The sequence below is a fragment of the Pleurocapsa sp. PCC 7319 genome (assembly GCF_000332195.1).
GTDB lineage: Bacteria > Cyanobacteriota > Cyanobacteriia > Cyanobacteriales > Xenococcaceae > Waterburya.
The window spans coordinates 1191650-1206451 of sequence record NZ_KB235922.1 but is presented as its reverse complement, the minus strand read 5'-3'; the positions used below and the strand labels follow the sequence as shown (position 1 = coordinate 1206451).

Here is a 14802-nt window from a genome sequence, read left to right as displayed (position 1 = left end):
ATTTAAATCTATCCTTTTTTTCTTCGGGAAATTTATCATTAATTTGTCCAGCACTATACTCGTACCTAAGTGAATATTAGGGGCGAACAGCTGTTCGCCCCTAACACAGATGATGATTTGTCATAGTCTTCAATTTTAAGTTAGGATCGTTCTTTTATTGATCGCTAATAATAATCAAACTATAAATTGCGAAGAGTTTAGTTCGATAAACTGTCTAAAAACCAAAAAACGACCATGAATCTCAACATCATGAATCGCACTACAAGAAACTATTTTGCTGTTTTATTAGAATTGATTGGGAGAGGAGAGGACGGGGCTAGCACAGAACAAACCTCCTTGAATTTCAAAGACATAACCAACTAAAACTAGCCTTGAAGAAATTCCTCTCCTGTGTCTTTTTGCAAAATTATAAGACTTCCCAATAAATTATTTTGCAGATTTAAACTTGATAGTAAAGTACTCAATAAAATTCCAACTAAGTAGGTTTATAAATAGCGCACAATAACTAGACTCAACATTTGGATCTAACAACTAACCAATTCTGGCTAAGATTGCGAATTTTCTTAATGTCATTTGCTACTAAAGTAAGGCATAATAACTAAGACTAATTCACCTATTTTTTGCTTATATCCATTTAAAAGTTACTGTGTAGATTCCTAGCAGGAGGTACTTGCTAGAATCTGCTTTGGAAAGAAGATTGGTGTGCTTCTCTGTACCTATTAGTTAAACTAACATCACCAATTATTCAAAACAAGGTGTGTTTACTAATGTTTACAGTCATCCATAAACTGAAACATTGTCTTAATTTTGATATACTTTTCCTGATTAAAAAAGAATCTTATGGTTTCAGCTGTTGTAACTAATTCTGCTGCTCAAAATTCGACAAAACCGTTAATAATCTTGGTAGATGGTCACTCCCTAGCTTTTCGTGCTTATTATGCCCTCAGCAATTCTCGAAGAGGTCCTTTAATTACTTCTACAGGTATTCCCACGAGCATTTGTTTTGGATTTATTAACTCTTTATTGCAGGTATTGGAAACAGAAGAACCGCAATTTATGGCGATCGCTTTTGATTTAAGTGAGCCTACATTTCGCCATGAAGCTGATGTCAACTATAAGAGCGATCGCGTAGAAACCCCTGAAGACTTTATCCTCGACATCCAAAATTTACAACAACTTTTAGAGGCATTTAACTTAACTATTGCCACTCAGCCAGGATACGAAGCTGATGATGTCTTGGGAACAATTGCCACAAAAGCTAGTGCTGAGGGCTATCGGGTCAAAATTATTACTGGCGATCGTGATTTATTTCAATTAGTAGATGACGAAAGAGAGATCAGTGTTTTATATCTACATAATCAAACCTTTAAGAAAACGGCTCATAGTTACACCGAGTTTGATCATGCAGGTGTAGTTAACAAAATGGGAGTGAAACCAGAACAGATTGTAGACTATAAGGCTCTTTGTGGTGATAAGTCTGACTGCATTCCTGGAGTTAAGGGAATTGGTGAGAAAACGGCGGTTAAGCTATTAAATGAATATCAAACTTTAGCAGAAGTATATAACAATATCGATCAAATTAAAGGGGCAACTAAAAAGAAACTGGAAACTGGAAAAGAAGATGCGTTACACTCCCAGTTTCTAGCCCAAATTGCTTTGGATTCTCCTGTAAAGATCAATTTAAATGACTGTAAGTTAGTTGGCTTTGAGCAAGAGCTAGTTTTGCCTTTACTTAAAAAGCTAGAGCTTAAGAAAACTATTGGTAATCTTAATAAATTACAGCTTAAACTGGGGGGCAATCCTGAAGTAAAAGTTGTTGAAGTCAAGCCCAAAATTAACAAAAAAAGTCAAGATAATGATGGTCAACTATCTCTATTTACTGATAATCTGACAGCCGATCAGGAGCCAAAGGTGGAATCAATAGAGCTATTTACACCACAGCTTAATACGCAAATTATTGATACCGAAGCTAAATTAAAGCAGTTAATAAAAACCCTAAAAAAACATACCGATCCAGCAAAACCTGTCGCTTGGGATACGGAAACTACTTCACTAGAAACTCATCTAGCCGAGTTGGTGGGCATTGGCTGTTGTTGGGGAAATAGTGACAGGGAGATTGCTTATATTCCAATGGGTCATAAGGAGGGGAAACAACTAAAACAAGAATTAGTATTATCTACTCTCAAGCCCATCTTAGAGAGCGAGAAATACCCCAAAGCTTTGCAAAATACGAAGTTTGATCGTCTAATCTTACATCATCAGGGAATTAAGCTAGGGGGAGTGGTTTTTGATACTATGCTGGCTAGCTACGTGCTGAATCCTGAAATGACTCATAACCTCGGAGATTTATCAGAGCGTTATGGTCTAGAAATCGCTGCCAAGAGTTATAAGGATTTAGGGATTCCCAAAGGAGATACTATTGCCGATTTAGACATTGCCGTAGTAGCAGATTATTGTGGACTAGATGTATATGCGACCTATTACTTAGTGGATAAGATCAAGGGAGAGTTGGCTAAGTTTCCTGACCTAGAAAAACTACTATTAGAAGTAGAGCAACCTTTAGAACCTGTATTAGCCGCGATGGAAAATACAGGGATTAATTTGAATACTGAATATCTACAACAATTTTCCCAGAAACTAGACCAGGATTTAGAAAAAATTGAACAAGCAACATATCAAGCAGCAGGAGAAGAGTTTAATTTAGGTTCCCCCAAGCAATTAAGTGTAATTTTATTTGAAAAACTAGGGTTAGATCGTAAAAAATCTCGTAAAACAAAAACAGGTTATTCCACTAATCAAGCAGTATTAGAAAAGCTTAAAGGCGATCATCCAGTGATTGATAACATGCTGGAGTATCGTACTCTGGCAAAACTCAAATCTACTTACGTTGATGCTCTCCCTAGCCTAGTCAGAAAGTCTACTAAAAGAGTTCATACTGATTTTAATCAAACGGTAGTTGCCACAGGAAGATTATCATCTTCTAACCCTAATCTACAAAATATTCCCATTCGTACTGAATTTTCTCGTCAGATTAGACAGGCATTTATTCCTCAAGATGGTTGGCTATTAGTTGCAGCAGATTATTCTCAGATAGAATTGAGGATTCTAGCACATCTCAGTCAAGAGCCAGTATTAGTTGATGCCTATCGAAATAACCGAGATGTCCATAGGGTCACTGCTCAACTATTATTTGAAAAAGATGATATTACCTCTGAAGAAAGACGTTTAGGTAAGATAATCAACTTTGGAGTTATCTATGGTATGGGAGCGCAAAGATTCTCACGAGAATCTGGTTTTAAAGTTGATATTGGCAAACAGTTTATCAGTAAATATCATCAACAATATGCTCAAGTCTTTGCATATTTAGAGGGAGTTAAAAAACAGGCGATCGCTTTAGGCTATGTTAATACTATTTTAGGTAGACGACGTTACATTAATCTAATTAGTGAGAGTCTCAAGCAACTGCGAGGCAGTAACCCCGAAGCGATTAATCTAGAAGATCTTAACTATAGCTATACCGATGCTCAAACATTAAGAGCCGCAGCTAATTCACCCATACAGGGTTCCAGTGCTGATATTATCAAAATTGCCATGATTAACCTTCAGGATATCCTGCAAAACTATCAAGCGCGGTTGTTGCTTCAGGTACATGACGAACTAGTATTAGAAGTTCCCCCCGAAGAATGGACAGAACTACAAACGATTATTAAATCCACTATGGAAAATGCAGTAGAGTTAAGTATTCCTCTTGCTGTAGATATTAGCGCCGGTAAAAACTGGATGGAAGCTAAATGAACTTGAGTTCGGAGTTTCGACAGTTCGACAACTGGGGTATCCCTATCCGACACTCTTATATTATTTTCAGCTAACTATTTGTCATTAGTTTATTCCTTTTAACCTGATAGTGCAGAAAGAGCTCTCCCTCTATCTGTTTAACTTCCAATAGCTTCAGTTTTTTGCCCTGAGATTGTTTAAATCCAATTCCCCCTACTGGAGTTGGGGAGTTGTTGCCACCTAAAATTAGAGGGCAAATGGTAATCCAAAGCTCATCAATTAAATCCAATTTAAGTAAAGATGCTACCAATTCTCCCCCACCTAGAATAGCTAGTTTGTTTAAACCTAAACCTTTTAATTGAACAAAGGTTGATACCCAATTGATCGTGGAGTTCTTTTCTTTGGTGCCATGAATAATTAGGATGCGTTCAAATTCTGTTTTGGAGCGCCATAGTTTGGCGCCACTGGGTACAGTAAGTAACCATCGCGGTACTGATTGTTGAAAAAAATGCCACTGGGAATCAAGAATTCCGGAAGCCGAGACAACGATCTGCACTGGCTGCAGTTTTTGCGATCGCTTTAATCTAGACTCTAATAAACTGGCTTCAGAGATAAATATGGTCGTGCCATAAGCCCGCAAAGTGTCGGCACCAAATAATACTCCATCTACCAAAGAAACTTGTTTTTCTAAGTGAGCTTTATCCTTGGCAGAACCAAAACGAGCAGCAGAACGCTGATAGTCGGCGATTTTACCGTCGGCAGTCATTGCTAAAATAGCAGTTGTGTGTGGTAGCTTATTCATCGAGAAATGTGAAATCACTTTGATGTCAACAGTTTGAAGATATGTCAAACTTAAGTCTACTCAATTTTTATAATCTGCAAGAATGGCAAATGTTATCTGAGTGGATATCATTAAAATACAACAGTAGAGATATAGTTTAAGCGTGAGCCTAAATCTTTTCATATGGCACCTGGTCAATCCTCTTTCCGACGTATATTACTCTCGCGCATTCTTTTGGTTAGCGTTCCTGTCTTGTTAGTGGGAGTTTATGTCACTTATAGAAAAGCAAGGTCAGCTTTTTTAGAAACTGCCAGACAGAATTTAACCGAGAGTGCAGTCAGAAAAGGAGAAATTGTCAAACAGTCAATTGATGCCTTGCGTAATAATCTCGCTAGTGCTAGTGATGCGGCAATTTCTCGCTCCGATATGCTAGACCCTCAACTGTTAATTGCTCAATTAAAAGAAGTATTGCCTACGGATATTTTATGTGCACAGATCACAGATTTAAATACTGACAGTGTTATTGCCACAACTTGTAAAGAAGAAGTTGAACTAGAGAATAGTACCTGGCAAAAAAAGAAACAACGGATTTTAACGACTTCCTCCCAAATTAATGTCAAGTTGTTACTGCCATCAACTTCTTTAATCCGTGATTCTGAAGATGCGAGTGAAAACCCGTTTCGTCGGCAACTTAAGCTTTGGTTAACTGCTCCAGTGTACGATCGCAATGGTGATCTTCGTTATGCTTTAAGCGTCAAGTCGGCTATTCTGGCCCAAGATATTATTGAACCAGGTTCCCTAGAGGGTTATCCCGTGGTCATCGATCAGGACGGCACTATTTTGGCTCATCCTTTTGTACAGCGGGTAGGTCGCAATATTAAGCAAATGCCCGATGCTCGAAGACTTAATAGTCTCTTGCAAAATGCGATCTCCAATGAACCAGATTTTTTGCATTTATTTTATCTAGAAACAGATGGAGTTGAATTAGTAGCTGGATATAGTTCTATTCCTTCCCCAGTTACTAAAGACAATCAGGAAAAATGGATTATTCTTGCCGTTAGCCCCCTCGATGCTGCTCTTTTACCCCTTAAAGATATTCGTCAAGCCTTGGTGAGCATGACTCTGGGATTAATTGCTGCCAGCTCTCTAGCTACATTGTATGTATCTCGTGAACTAGCACGACCTCTCGAACAAATTAGAGATTATTCCCTTAAAAATGAAGAGCGTTTGTACTCTAGTAGCGATCGCCTACCAGAAAATTTTCAAATTCGAGAATTTAATCAACTTTCTCTGGCACTCAATGATATGGTTGGTCGATTACGTGCTTGGGGAGAAGAAATAGTCTCTGCCTGGAAAGAAGCGCAGAATGCTAATAAATTAAAAAGTGAGTTTTTGGCGACAACTTCTCACGAACTCAGAACTCCTCTTAATGGGATTATTAACTGTATTCGGATTGTACAAGATGGCTACTGCGATAATATCGAAGAAGAGCGAGAGTTTTTGCAGCAGGCTGACGATGCGGCTATTCATCTTTTAGGGATTATTAACGATGTTTTAGATATCTCTAAAATTGAGGCGGGTAAACTTTCCGTAACTATTGAAAAAGTCGAGCTACGTAAAATACTTAACGAGGTAATCGATCTACATTTAGTACCAATTCAACGTAAAGATTTAAACTTAAAGACCCCAATCTGGAATGAAAATATTTATGTCTTGGCAGATCCAGCTAAATTAAAGCAAATATTAATTAATATATTGAGTAATGCAGTTAAGTTTACGGATTATGGCGGTATTGACATTAGCGTAACCACTATCACTACAGAAGAAAATCTAGAACCAGAAAATGAACCAGAGAATTTGAAATATTTATTTACTTCTACTAAAAAATATCATCATCCTGAAATAGTGACTAATGATCATCATTCTCAGGAAATGCTAGAAAATAATGAGCATGATTTTGCAGCTATTCATAATCACAATACTACTAAATATAGTTCTGAGAAACGCAATCATCAAGAAGTTGTGATTACCATTGAGGATACAGGAATTGGTATTCCCATAAACCAACAAAGCAAATTATTTAATCCTTTTGTGATGGTGGATGGCTCAACAACTAGAAAATTTGGTGGAACCGGCTTGGGTTTGGCTATATCGCGCAATCTAGTGGAGTTGATGCAGGGCAAAATATCTTTAGAAAGTGCTGGGGAAGCTCAAGGAACATTAGTCAAAATTTCTTTACCCCTAGCGGAGATTGCGACTAGTGTAGATTTATCCTCACAAATAGTCGATGAATAATCCTGATTAATCTTTATATTTTGGCTTCCGGTAAAATTAGCATCCCATCTCCAAAAGAATAAAAACGATAATTAAGTGCGATCGCTTCTTGATAAAGTTTTAAAAGACGATTTCTGCCAATTAGGGCACTAACCATCATCAGTAAACTAGAACCGGGTAAATGAAAATTGGTAATCAAGCCATCGATTAGTTCCCATTGATAACCTGGATAAATAAATAAATCAGTCTTACCCTGAAAAGCCTGTAAGGTCTTTCCTGACTTTTGGGCTTCTCTAGCTGCTCCTTCCAAAGCTCTCGAAGCTGTCGTCCCCACTGCAATCACTCTACCCCCCTTAGCTTTTGTGGCTAAAATTTTGGCTACTGTTGCCTGGCTAACTTCAATCCATTCTTGATGCATTGTGTGTTGAGTAATCTGCTCTGATTCTACGGGGCGAAAAGTACCAATTCCCACATGAAGCGTTATTTGAGTTTGCTCTATACCTTGGTGCTGTAATTTACTGAGTAACTCTGGAGTAAAGTGTAAACCTGCCGTAGGAGCAGCGATCGCCCCTGGCTTAGTTGCATATACTGTTTGATAGCGATCATTAGCAGACTTATTGTCAGTAATATAAGGTGGTAAAGGTACCTGTCCATAAAGCTCTAATAATTGCCACAAAGTTTTGTTCGGAGGCAACTCAAATTGTAAAATTCTTCCTCCTGTTGTCTCGTCTCGCCCTACAACAGTAGCTTTTAGCTGAAAATTGCCTTGAGATTGACTGGCATTTGCCGAATCAAAAAAAATTTCTGCTCCCTCTGGAAAACGTTTACCTGGTTTAACCAAAGCTAACCAACAGTTATTTGCTTTTTCTTCTAAGAGCAAAATTTCCACTTGAGAACCTGTGATTTTATAACCATATAGACGAGCAGGAATCACGCGGGTATTATTGAGTACTAATAAATCCCCTGGTTTAAGCCATTTATCTAGATCGTGAAAAACACCATGAACACAAGATGTTAGTGAATCTACTATCAGTAGACGAGAACTATCTCTGGGAACGGCTGGAGTTTGAGCAATCAGCTTTTGAGGTAATTGGTAAGTATAGCTAGAAAGTAAAAGATCCTCGTTCATTCTGATTTATGAGTTAATTTGACACAATCACATTTGGGTAATATCCCCTATAGCAAATTTAAAAGATCGGGTGCTTTTCCCCAAGCGTAACCCCCCTATTTATTGTCAGACTAGTATTATAGGTCTCCTGAGAATGACGTTTATGGACTATCTTTATTTTTTGGCAAACGCCAGCGTTACATTAAGGACAATCGATTATCTGCGTAGCATGGACCATGCAGCAGGTGCTTCTTTAACCGTAATTCATCAAATTGACGGTTGGATTGTTAAAATCCGTTTTCCTCAACCTCTCGAACCTAAGCTACACGGAAATTTTAGGGCTTTTATGTCTGAGTTGGGTATTGCCTATGAACCAGAAATGCGCCTGAAGATGGTGTTTTGGAGTTTAGAAACTGGGCAATCTCCTGTGGAGGTAATGCGCCGTTACCAAGTAGCAGTGGTTTCTCACGGTATACCAGATACCAAAGACATTGAGGCATTTCGGCAGCAGTTTACTAGAGGGCTAGGTTATTGTCCCGAAACTTTGGCCTAATTAGGCAAATAGGCAACTTAAAGAGATCGCCCCAGCAATTAGCATCACTCCTGAGGGCATGAATTTACCTGTTTTTACTAAGCGGATAGTAAACACAACCATGAGTAGCAGGATAATGATTTTACTAAGCAGTAGACCTATATCGTAATTTTGCCACTGCATTCCCGCAGCAATTAATAATGCGATCGCACTTGAACATCCTGCAATTAGTGAAGGCTTGCTCTGAGATTTGATATATCCCCAAATGCCACCAAAACCAGATAGCAATCCATAGGCAATAGTGGCTAAGATAGCTAGATTCATCATACATTTATCATTTATATTTTGCTAACAGCTAATAACTAGAAATAATATGTAATATCCTCTGAATATCATCCAGTTGACCTACTATGCGCTTTACAGGCTTGGGTGCAACTCTGACTAGAGTTGGTGTGACTATAACTTGATTGATTTCAGCCTGTTCTGGATTTTTGTCAATATCGATTACCTTTAAAGTATAGGGACTAGTTAAACCTTGTTCCAACAGTTGATGAATACTACCCAAAGTTTGTTCAGCGGTAGGATTATTGCTGGAAATAAATAATTGCAAGATATATCCTCCAGCTTGCTCATTACTGATGACCTTAACAGTATTTAATTTATATACGTCAGGCTGTTCTATTTCTGGAACTAATGTGGCAGGATATTTGGGGTCAAAACGAATAATTAAATTATGTTGTTGCCAGAGTTGTGGAAAATGCGGTTGGTAAGTTTCAATTACTGCACGGTTGCAATGCTCTTCTTGCCAGGGGGCAAGATGCCATTCAGTAGTTGTTTTTAGATCAAATAAGACTTGCAGTAAAGGTATATAGCGTTGTACCGCCGGATGGACCTCCGCAATCAATTTCATTTGCTGTGTATGAGGATTTAGCCAACGTTCTACAGTTGCGGTGTACCCTGGCACCAAAAAATGAGGGGAATCAGCTAAACCCAAGGTTTCTTGTAGTCTAAGACATAAATGAATGTGCCACTGAGCTTGCTTATGAGGATGAATACCATAAATTAGATCCCCCCCAGGAGTAAATAAGGCAATACCTTTGAAGGTATTGGGTAAAGAAGATAGTTGAGCTGTCAATTTTGACAATTGGTTAAAGGAACTGTTAGTCGAATCATACCCTGTCTACCTTACAAAGTATAAATTTTTAATTTAGATTCTTCCTCGGAGCATCATTGCCATTTCGTTAGGAGTAGGAGAGGTTTCTAAAGCTGTTTCTTCTGTAATTCTGCCTTCCTCATACAAACTAAATAAAGCTTGATTGGTGGTAATCATGCCGTCGTAACCTCCATCCTGCATCAGACTATGAATTTCATCGTATTTACCTTGTTTGATATAGTCTTTAACTGTTTCTGTGTTGACCATAATGTCATGGTAAGCTGCTCTCTTACCGTCAGTTGTGCGACATAAACCTTGGGAGATTACTGCCACTAAGGACTCGGAAAGAGCTATTCGCATGGCATCTTGTTCTTCAGCACTATATAAAGTCAAAATTCTCTCAATGGTTTTAATGGCACTATTGGTGTGCAATGTTCCCATGACTAAGTGGCCCGTCTGCGCCGCTTTCAAAGCTGTGTTAACGGTTTCGCGATCGCGCATTTCCCCAATCAGAATAATGTCTGGATCTTCCCTTAAAGACGCTTTGAGAGCATTATCAAATTTACGAGTATTAATACCAACTTCCCTTTGTTTAATTAAAGAACGTTTACTTTGATGCACAAATTCAATTGGGTCTTCAATGGTAACGATATGTTTGGCATGTTCATTATTGATGTAATCTACCATCGCTGCCATCGTAGTTGACTTTCCCGATCCAGTAGGACCTGTTACTAAAACTAAGCCTTTGTGAGCATCGGAAATATCTTGGAAAACAGGAGGCAACCCTAACTGCTCCATAGTTAGAATTTTGAGCGGAATCAAGCGCATAACTAATGCTGGACCTCGAAGAGTATCAAAGACATTAATTCTGATCCGGGCAAAATCGTATTGAGTCGCCCCATCAAATTCCAATTCTCGTTTAAACTTTTCTACTTCTTCATCAGATAATATTTCATATAACCAACTCATAAAAGTATTGAGATCGGTTTTGGGGTAATCTTGAAGAGCCATTTCACCGCGATCGCGCATTCGAGGTACTTCTTCTACTCCCAAATGAATATCAGAATACCCTCGATCATAAGCTTTTTTTATAATGTATTCTAAGGACGGTTGACCAGAAGAACGCTTAGGACGATTAGATTTGGCTTTGGCAGTTGGGGAAGCAACTGATGATTTTTGACCATTACTCTCTACTTTAGATTTAGTATTTGAATCTTTAATAGCTGTTTTTTGTTGTTGAGCAGTTAGATTATTATTGATACTCCCCAATGTTGATGGTGGAGGGGGAGGTGGAGGAAGTGGCTGCGAACCTAATCTTTGATTCATTTTATTATTACTTATTTTGAACTGTAATCTTTTCTAGACTTAGTATGCCCAGCCCCCTATCTATTTTTAACAATTTGCCCCAGGGGAATTAAACAAATCAGCGATGACTTCAATCGCTAACAGCTAAGGGAATTAGAACGAGTTTCGTTTCCACAAAGCCAATTCAGATTAGCCATCAATCTAATTTTTCTTTAATCACATAAGTTTGAGATATCAAACTAAGTTTTTCAATATTCAAATCAGCTACAAGAATCTTCTGAAGCATAATTACGTAGTTAGTTGAAAAATCTTTTAATACTTTTGCTTGAACAATTATTCTTTTCAAGAATAATTTATTTTTCTTGAGTTTCTGACCAACATTTTGAACTTGTAATTACGAATAAAGCTAGAAATTAAGAAATGTCTATTTGATGACTTATTCTTAAATCTCTAAGTATTTATGCTTAAGTAGTTCAATAGTATTAAAATTTGATTTATTAAGTAATATTTAGATCGTTCTCAAATACTTTTATATTTATCTATAAATAGCTTTGATAGCCTGTAAATGGCTGGGGATCGATAAGTATTGAGATCTAAACTAGGTCTCATTAGAGGAAAATGTAAAATTATATTTAAAAAATGTATTTTATTGATTAGAGTTTCTTATACTTATCTATAACGATGCGAAAGAGCTTAGTTGGCTCAAGAATATCTTTTTTAAATTGTTGTTGTTGGTGAACTTAAAGATAATGGAATTAGTACAAAAGAATAATTACTTTAGTTTGATAAAAAGTTTTTTGATCTGGAGTTTTACGTTAACAGTATGCTTGCTAGTGGTTGGTTTCCCTGTAGGAGCATTGGTGGTTACAGTAGGTATCTTAGCTACAATTATTTTGCAAACAGTTATTCCTGCTAGTGCAGTTTTAGTAGTAACTGGAAGTATTATTGCTCTCAATATAGCCGTAGTTTTGGTTGGTGCGGCGATTTTATCCTTTAAGGGAATTTATCCTGAAGAAGTAAGCTGGTTAAGTTGGTTGCATGGACAGAATGCGTTAGTTAATGCCCCTGTTTATGCTTCTTGTCCCTTAACTTGCCAACTAGACGTTGTTAACCAATAGATATGTTTAGTAGTTGAGAGCTGAAAATTTGATTTGATTACATCAGTTTTTTAATTTCTTAGTTATGGCTTTGGATGGGAATATCAGGTATTTAGTTGATAATTATAATTTAGCCTTCGATTCTAAAAACTATCCAGATCATGACTAGAGAGAGCTATAATCTCAACAAATAAATATTAAGTTGAAGATAGCTAACTTAAATATCTAATTATGAAACCCAGTATACACTGGGTTTTTCTATTTTTAGGGTTTTCTCAAACAAAATTCTTAATTTCAGGTCTTTGATCAGCAGTACATAATTCCTCCAATCTTTTTTCTCATAAAATTAATATGACCATATCAACTATTTCTGTCGGGGTGATTTTAGGAACTCGACCCGAAGCAATCAAGCTAGCTCCCGTCATCCAGCAACTTCAAAATCTTAGTCAGGTTAAAACTCATCTTATCCTTACTGGACAACACAGAGAAATGGTAGATCGAGTCATGGAATTGTTTGACTTAAAGGCAGATCACGATTTAGCTATTATGAAACCCCGACAAACTTTAACTAGTATCACATGTGATAGTTTGCAGGGATTAGAAAAAATTTTTGTCGAAATTAAACCTCAATTAGTTTTTGTCCAAGGAGATACCACTACTGCTTTTGCCGCAGCTTTAGCAGCTTTTTATCAACAGATTCCAGTAGGTCATGTCGAAGCAGGATTGCGTACCGATAACTTATTTAATCCCTATCCAGAAGAAGCTAATCGTCGACTAATTTCTCAAATTGCTCAATTACACTTTGCACCGACTAAATTAGCGGTAGAACATCTACAAAAATCGGGAGTAACGGGAGAAATTCATCATACGGGGAATACTGTCATCGATACCCTCTTAAGAGTTGCAGATAGTCAACCTGAGTGTAAAGTAGCTAATTTAGATTGGCAACAACATCGGGTATTATTGGCTACGGTTCATCGTCGAGAGAACTGGGGTCAACCTTTAGAAGATATTTTGAGAGGATTGAATGCTATTCTTGACCGTTTTCCAGATACAGCATTACTTTTACCTTTACATCGTAATCCTACCGTCCGAGAACCAATTAAAGCTGCTTTAGGAGATCGCCCTAGAGTATTTTTAACCGAACCTTTAGACTACAGCGAATTAGTAGGGGCAATTGCTCGCTGTTATTTACTGTTAACAGATTCGGGAGGTTTACAAGAAGAAGCACCTAGTTTGGGTAAACCAGTCTTAGTCTTACGGGAAACTACGGAAAGACCAGAAGCAGTAGAGGCCGGTACAGCGAAACTTATTGGTACGAATCCACAATCAATTTTAGATTCGGCAACAGAGTTACTAAATGATGAAACTATCTACAAACAGATGTCAACGGCAATCAACCCTTTTGGCGACGGTCAAGCTGCGCTAAGAATTATTAAAGTTGCCCAAGACTATCTTATGAAAGCCGAGCATTGAGCCGACTTGTTATCAAGTAAGACCCCCCGAGCCAAGTTTAACTCAGGGGGCTTTCAAAATAATCTCAACTAAATTTTAATTAGCGTTCTAAATAGCTTTACATGCCATTGGCAACAATTTCAGCTAAGTCAACAACTCGTTGAGAATACCCCCATTCGTTGTCATACCAAGCAATAACCTTAACCATGTCACCATCCAATACCAAAGTAAGTTGACCATCAATAGTGGAGGAGACATCAGTTCCTCTAAAGTCAGAAGATACTAAAGGTAGTTCGGTGTAACCCAAGATTCCTTTCAATGAGCCTTCAGAAGCTTTTTTCAGTGCATCGTTAACTTCTTCAGCAATAGTATTTTTCTCTACTTGAGCAACTAAATCAACCACAGAAACGTTGGGAGTAGGTACACGCATCGCAATACCATTTAGCTTACCCTTGACTTGAGGATATACAAGGGCTACAGCTTTAGCTGCACCAGTAGAGGTTGGTACAATGTTGGCGGCGGCGGCTCTGGCTCTTCTTAAGTCGCGGTGGCTGGCATCCAGAATACGTTGATCACCTGTATAACTGTGAGTGGTGGTCATCGTGCCTTTAATTATGCCAAACTGTTCGTGAATAACTTTGACAATGGGAGCTAGACAGTTAGTAGTACAACTAGCGTTACTTACAATATCAAATTCACCTGGCTTGTAATCTCCGTCGTTGACACCCACTACATAAGTACCGATGTCGGGTCCACTACCAGGAGCAGTAATAACTACTTTTTTGGCTCCTGCTTGAAGATGTTTACCTGCACCTTTAGCGTCGCGAAAAACACCTGTAGACTCAATAACAATATCAATATCCCATTCTTTCCAAGGCAAGTTCAAAGGATTGCGATCAGAGACACACTTGACTGTTTTACCATTGACAATTAGAGAATTGGTATCATAACTAATATCTGCATCCAAAACTCCCAGCATAGTATCGTATCTCAGCAGATGAGAATTAGTTTTTGGGTCGGAGGTATCATTAATACCAACTAACTCTAATTTGCTGTTATCCCTGGTCAGCAAGCATCTGACAAAATTACGACCAATACGCCCAAAACCGTTAATTGCTACTCTAACCACTATTTCTTGCCCTCTATTTTATTAGGTTAATAGATTAAAACATTCTTAATAAGACTAATCATATCGTAAAGTAAGCACAATTCAAGACTCTGTTAAGATTCAATTTAAACACCTATAAAAGCAACAATCGTGGCACTATACCTTGGTTAGCATTAATTAGATTAAGAAAATTATAAGAGCTTGCAATTAAAAGA

11 protein-coding genes are annotated in these 14802 nt (G+C 37.8%); 5 read left to right on the top strand and 6 right to left on the bottom strand.

What is annotated here, in order from left to right; translation table 11 throughout:
• Positions 1–840: 840 nt before the first annotated feature.
• On the top strand, positions 841–3795 hold the full coding sequence (polA, locus tag PLEUR7319_RS0109490; protein ID WP_019504982.1) for a DNA polymerase I: 2955 nt from the start codon (positions 841–843) through the stop codon (positions 3793–3795).
• A 70-nt stretch (positions 3796–3865) separates the two neighbouring features.
• On the opposite strand, the gene PLEUR7319_RS0109485 is transcribed toward polA, so the two are convergent.
• Positions 3866–4576 carry a RibD family protein gene (locus PLEUR7319_RS0109485; protein WP_019504981.1) on the bottom strand — a complete coding sequence of 237 codons (711 nt, stop codon included), beginning with the start codon at positions 4574–4576 and terminating at the stop codon, positions 3866–3868.
• A gap of 162 nt (positions 4577–4738) precedes the next feature.
• On the opposite strand from PLEUR7319_RS0109485, the gene PLEUR7319_RS34760 reads away from it, so the two are divergent.
• Complete coding sequence (locus tag PLEUR7319_RS34760; RefSeq protein WP_019504980.1) at positions 4739–6850, top strand: ATP-binding protein; 2112 nt, start codon at positions 4739–4741, stop codon at positions 6848–6850.
• A 13-nt stretch (positions 6851–6863) separates the two neighbouring features.
• Here PLEUR7319_RS34760 and queA read toward each other — a convergent pair whose 3' ends face one another.
• Positions 6864–7958 carry a tRNA preQ1(34) S-adenosylmethionine ribosyltransferase-isomerase QueA gene (queA, locus tag PLEUR7319_RS0109475; RefSeq protein WP_019504979.1) on the bottom strand — a complete coding sequence of 365 codons (1095 nt, stop codon included), beginning with the start codon at positions 7956–7958 and terminating at the stop codon, positions 6864–6866.
• Positions 7959–8100: 142 nt separating this feature from the next.
• On the opposite strand from queA, the gene PLEUR7319_RS0109470 reads away from it, so the two are divergent.
• Positions 8101–8490 (top strand): hypothetical protein, encoded by a 390-nt coding sequence (locus tag PLEUR7319_RS0109470; RefSeq protein ID WP_026102418.1) that lies wholly within the window; start codon positions 8101–8103, stop codon positions 8488–8490.
• Here the strand turns inward: PLEUR7319_RS0109470 and PLEUR7319_RS0109465 are convergent, their stop codons facing one another.
• The 3 genes from PLEUR7319_RS0109465 to PLEUR7319_RS0109455 form a co-directional block, all read right to left on the bottom strand.
• Complete coding sequence (locus tag PLEUR7319_RS0109465) at positions 8491–8796, bottom strand: TMEM14 family protein (RefSeq protein ID WP_202804225.1); 306 nt, start codon at positions 8794–8796, stop codon at positions 8491–8493.
• Positions 8797–8824: 28 nt separating this feature from the next.
• The gene (locus PLEUR7319_RS0109460) at positions 8825–9604 is read right to left on the bottom strand and encodes a circadian clock KaiB family protein (RefSeq protein ID WP_019504976.1); all 780 of its coding nucleotides are present in this window, start codon (positions 9602–9604) and stop codon (positions 8825–8827) included.
• Positions 9605–9676: 72 nt separating this feature from the next.
• Positions 9677–10948 carry a type IV pilus twitching motility protein PilT gene (locus PLEUR7319_RS0109455; RefSeq protein WP_019504975.1) on the bottom strand — a complete coding sequence of 424 codons (1272 nt, stop codon included), beginning with the start codon at positions 10946–10948 and terminating at the stop codon, positions 9677–9679.
• 728 nt (positions 10949–11676) lie between these two features.
• Here PLEUR7319_RS0109455 and PLEUR7319_RS0109445 point away from each other — a divergent pair.
• Together PLEUR7319_RS0109445 and wecB are read left to right on the top strand one after the other, a co-directional pair.
• Entirely contained in the window at positions 11677–12045 is a 369-nt protein-coding gene (locus PLEUR7319_RS0109445; protein ID WP_019504973.1) for a hypothetical protein, read from the top strand.
• A gap of 330 nt (positions 12046–12375) precedes the next feature.
• Positions 12376–13500: a non-hydrolyzing UDP-N-acetylglucosamine 2-epimerase gene (gene wecB / locus PLEUR7319_RS0109440; protein WP_019504972.1), complete on the top strand. Its 1125-nt coding sequence runs from the start codon at positions 12376–12378 to the stop codon at positions 13498–13500.
• A gap of 97 nt (positions 13501–13597) precedes the next feature.
• On the opposite strand, the gene PLEUR7319_RS0109435 is transcribed toward wecB, so the two are convergent.
• Positions 13598–14608 carry a type I glyceraldehyde-3-phosphate dehydrogenase gene (locus PLEUR7319_RS0109435; RefSeq protein ID WP_019504971.1) on the bottom strand — a complete coding sequence of 337 codons (1011 nt, stop codon included), beginning with the start codon at positions 14606–14608 and terminating at the stop codon, positions 13598–13600.
• Positions 14609–14802: the final 194 nt, after the last annotated feature.